The organism is Lactobacillus nasalidis (assembly GCF_016587775.1).
Taxonomy (GTDB): domain Bacteria; phylum Bacillota; class Bacilli; order Lactobacillales; family Lactobacillaceae; genus Lactobacillus; species Lactobacillus nasalidis.
Genome location: NZ_BOCG01000685.1, coordinates 1 through 4,313 on the forward strand (window position 1 = coordinate 1; position 4,313 = coordinate 4,313).

General features: G+C 55.2%; 2 protein-coding genes and 2 pseudogenes. 1 reads left to right on the forward strand and 3 read right to left on the reverse strand.

What is annotated here, in order from left to right; all coding sequences use genetic code 11:
* Both obgE and uvrC read right to left on the reverse strand, forming a co-directional pair.
* Positions 1 to 160 (reverse strand): annotated as a pseudogene (obgE, locus tag lacNas_RS13035) (GTPase ObgE); the annotation flags it as partial.
* Positions 161 to 227: 67 nt separating this feature from the next.
* Positions 228 to 2,030, reverse strand: a complete 1,803-nt coding sequence (gene uvrC / locus lacNas_RS13040) for an excinuclease ABC subunit UvrC (protein WP_201332130.1) — start codon at positions 2,028 to 2,030, stop codon at positions 228 to 230.
* A gap of 256 nt (positions 2,031 to 2,286) precedes the next feature.
* Here uvrC and lacNas_RS13045 point away from each other — a divergent pair, with 256 nt between their 5' ends.
* Positions 2,287 to 3,225 carry a nucleoside hydrolase gene (locus tag lacNas_RS13045; RefSeq protein WP_201332131.1) on the forward strand — a complete coding sequence of 313 codons (939 nt, stop codon included), beginning with the start codon at positions 2,287 to 2,289 and terminating at the stop codon, positions 3,223 to 3,225.
* Positions 3,226 to 3,282: 57 nt separating this feature from the next.
* Here lacNas_RS13045 and lacNas_RS13050 read toward each other — a convergent pair.
* Positions 3,283 to 4,313 (reverse strand): annotated as a pseudogene (locus lacNas_RS13050) (excinuclease ABC subunit UvrA); the annotation flags it as partial.

Sequence of the window (4,313 nt, forward strand, 5' to 3'; positions counted from 1 at the left end):
CAGCCACAAAAATGATCGAGCCGCCGCGGCCGCCGTCCCCGCCGGCTGGACCGCCGTTAGGCATGAATTTTTCATGGCGGAAGGCCACCATGCCGTCCCCGCCTTTTCCGGCTTGGACTTCAATTTTAGTTTGATCAACAAATGTTGAAGGAGTTGGCATTCTGTTTTAACCTTTTCTTTCTTTCGTTAATTGTTACCATTTTATAATAAGCTATTTTTCCAAATAGCTAAAGGGAAATTTTGACAGCTTGCGCCTGCGGCAGGGTCAAACCGGCCTTGCGCAGATCATCGACCGACGCTTCCTTGATCTTTTTCAAGGAGCCGAATTCCCGCAGCAGCTTCGTCCGGCTCTTGGGCCCGATGCCCTTGATCGTGTCCAGCCGGCTGACTAAGGAGTTCTTGGCATGCGTCTGCCGGTGGAAGGTGATGGCGAAGCGGTGAACCTCGTCTTGAATCCGCGTCATCAGATAAAAGCCCTCTGATTTGGGATCCATCGGAATCAGCCGGAAAGGCTGCCCGTTGAAAGGATCGCCATAGAGCAGGTGGTTGGTCCGGTGCTTGTCGTCTTTGACCATGCCGGCAACTGGGATGTCCAGGTTCAGCTCGTTTCTGAGCACGTCTTCGCAGGCCTCAACCTGGATCTGCCCCCCGTCCATCAGGATCAGATCCGGCATCCGCTGGTGTTCTTTTAAAAGCCGGCTGTAGCGCCGCCGCACCACTTCCCGGGTGTTGCCGACTTCATCGGCGCTGTTTTGGTGCTCAACCTCGCCTTTGAGCTTGAATTTCCGGTAGCCGGTCTTAAACGGCTCGCCGTCCTTGAAGACCACCAGGGCCGAAACCGGGTCGGCCCCTTGAATGTGAGAGTGGTCAAAACTTTCAATATATGAGCCATAAGGCAGGCCCAGGGCTTTGAAGATCTCTTCCTGCGCCCCCTTGGTCTTGCGCTGGCCCAATTCCAGCAGGCGGAACTTGTCGTCCAATTTCAGCTGGGCATTTTCCCGGGCCATTTCCATCAAAGAAGCCTTCTGCCCCCGCTGCGGCGTCCGGACCTTGATGCCGATGGCCGCAGCCAGCTCATCCTGGTCAATGCCTTTGGGCACCAGGACTTCCCGGGGCTTGACCCGGTTTTTCTGGGCATAGAACTGGGCGATAAAAGACATGAATTCGTCTTCCGGATCCGTCTCGTCAGTCAGCGGAAACATGTGTGACTCCCGCCGCAGCAGCTTGGCCTGGCGCAAGAAGAAGACCTGGATAGAAATCCAGGAGCGGTCGACGTAATAGTTGAAAATGTCCCTTTGCGTGTGGTCGTTGGAAATGATCTTTTGCTTTTCAACCGTTTCCTCGATGTACTTGAGCTGGTCGCGCAATTCCCCGGCTCTTTCAAACTCCAGATTGGCCGAGGCGGCCAGCATCTTCTCCGTCAGGTCCTTTTTGACGTCTTGAATGTCCCCGTTCAAAAAGCGCTTGATCTTCTTGATTTGTTCATCATAAGCGCTCTTGGGGACTTCTTTAAAGCAGCTTCCCAGGCACTGGCCCATGTGATAGTACAGGCACGGGCGGCCGGTGTAGCCGCTGCAGCGGCGCAGGGGAAATACTTTCTGGATGAATTTCAGAGTCGCGCTGGCCGCGTAGACATTGGGATAAGGGCCAAAATAATAGCCCTTGTCCTTGTAGACGATTGAAGTGAGGCGGGTTTGCGGATTGCGTTCGTTGGTGATCTCGATATAAGGGTAGCCGGTCCCCGACTTGAGGGCCACGTTGTAGTATGGCTGGTATTTCTTGATCAGGGTGATTTCCAAAAGGAAGGCTTCCTTGTCGGAATCGACCACGATGATGTCGTAGTCGGCGATGTTTTTGACCAGTTCGGCCCGCCGCCCCTCCTGGCTGCTCTTGAAGTAAGACCGGACCCGGTTCTTTAGATTCTTTGACTTGCCAACATAGATCACCTGGCCGTTGATGTCCTTCATCAAGTAGCAGCCAGGTTTCTCCGGCAGCAGCTTCAGTTTGTTTTCAATTAATTGACTCGCCATTTTCGATCCCCCCGTGATTCTTTTACCGTAAGATTTTATCACGAAAAGCTTTATTCTAACACTGATCGGCCTTCAATCCAAAAAATATTTTATCCGGCTGGCAAAAGCATTTTAACGATCCGCCGGCTTGCAGGCAACTCGTTCGTTTTTAGCTGGAAAAGCCCCTTTTTTATGGAAAAAGAGCTGTCTTTCCCGGCTTTATCACGTATAATGTCTTTGGTAGGACTAGATTAGGATTTTAGGAAGGTACGATTCAATGAAAAATTTCTACTTGAACCATGACAGCAACATGGACGACTTTACTTCGCTTTTGCTGATGCTTTTGGCCCCTGACATCAAGCTGATCGGGGTCGGCGTGACCGATGCCGACGGCTATGTTGAAGCCGGCGTGTCCGCTTCCCGCAAGCTGATCGACCGCTTCAACCAGCGCGGCGACCAGCTGGAAGTGGCCAAGTCCAATTCCCGGGCCGTGCACCAGTTCCCGGAAGCCTGGCGGGTTTCGGCTTTCTCAGTCGACCACTTCCCGATTTTAAATGAAAAAGGCACGGTATCCACGCCAGTGGCTGCCAAGCCGGCCCACTTGGACATGATCGACAAGATCCACGCCGCTGACGGCCCAGTCACCTTGGTCTTTACCGGTCCCTTGACCGACCTGGCCCGGGCCCTGGAAATCGACCCAAGCATCCAAGACAAGATCGACGAACTCTACTGGATGGGCGGTTCCCTCAATGCCCACGGCAATGTTTACGCGCCATGCGCTGACGGAAGCCAGGAATGGAATGCTTGGTGGGACCCGGAAGCCTGCAAGACGGTCTGGGACTCCAAGATCAAGATCCAGCAAGTCGGCCTGGAATCAACCGAAGAACTGCCTTTGACTGACGAAATGCGGCAGCACTTTGCCTCAAACCGCAAGTATCCAGCCTTTGAATTCCTGGGCTACGTCTACGCCCTGGTCAACTCCTTTGAAGTCGACTCGACTTACTATCTCTGGGACGTTTTGACCACCATGAGCGCCCTTTACCCGGAAATCGCTACTACCCGGCAAACCAAGTCCGACGTATACACCGACGGCGACCGGGCTGCCCGCTTCTTTGAAACTGAAGACGGCCGTCCAATGACTTTGGTTACTTCCGCCAACTACGACAAGTTCTGGGAACACTTCGACAGCCTGTGCGAAAACGCCAAGCTTTTCTAAAACTAAAAAAGAGCAGCAAAATACCTTCAGAAGCAATTCTTCTGAAGGTATTTTTGTCTACAAATAGCGGCCCGTGATGCTGGCGGGGTTTTTCCTGATCTCCTCCGGCGTGCCGGCGGCAACGATCCTGCCGCCTTCCTCGCCGCCCCCCGGACCCAGGTCGACGATCCAGTCGGCATTGCGGATCAGGTCCAGGTCGTGTTCGATCACGATCAAGGTTGCCCCTTGGTCCAGCAGGTGCTGAAAGACCCGGATCAGCGTGGCCACATCCAGCGGGTGCAGGCCAATCGTCGGCTCGTCAAAGACAAACAGGGTATCTTCCTGTCCCCGGGTCATTTCTGATGCCAGTTTGAGCCGCTGGGCCTCCCCGCCTGAAAGCAGCGGGGTCTGCTCACCCAAAGTCAGGTAGCCCAGGCCCAAGTCATGCAGGGTCTGCAGCTTGCGGGCAACCGGCTTTAAGTCGCTTAGCCGCTTCAAGGCCTGGTCAACCGGCATTTCCATCAAGTCCGGCAAAGAGAGCATTTCACCGGTAGCACACTTTCTCTTAAAAGCCGCCGCTTCCTTGGAATAGCGTGATCCGCGGCAGGCCGGGCAGACGATGTCGACGTCGGGCAGAAACTGCACGTCAAGAGAAATCGTCCCGGTGCCGTCACATTCCGGACAGCGCAAACGGCCGGTGTTATAAGAGAAGTCGCCCGCCTTGCAGCCGGCCTTTTTGGCCTGCTCCAGCTTGGCATAAGTCCGCCGCAGGTCATCGTGAATCCCGGCATAAGTGGCGACAGTCGAGCGGACGTTGATGCCGATGGGACTGGCATCGATCAGCTTGGCCTGCTTGATGCGGCCGCTGGCCAGACTTTTGACGTGGTCAGGCAGGGGAGTGCCGGCCGCCTGGGCTTGGATGGCCGGAAGCAGGGATTCCAGAACCATGGTCGACTTTCCCGACCCGGAAACTCCAGTCACCGCGCTGAGGCGGCCCAAAGGCACGGTCAGCTTCAAGGGCTTGACCGTGTGAATCGGGCCAGTCTGCATCTCCAGCTTGCCGGCCGCGAACATGTCCGCCGGCGGACATGCCTGGCGCAGCTGCCGGG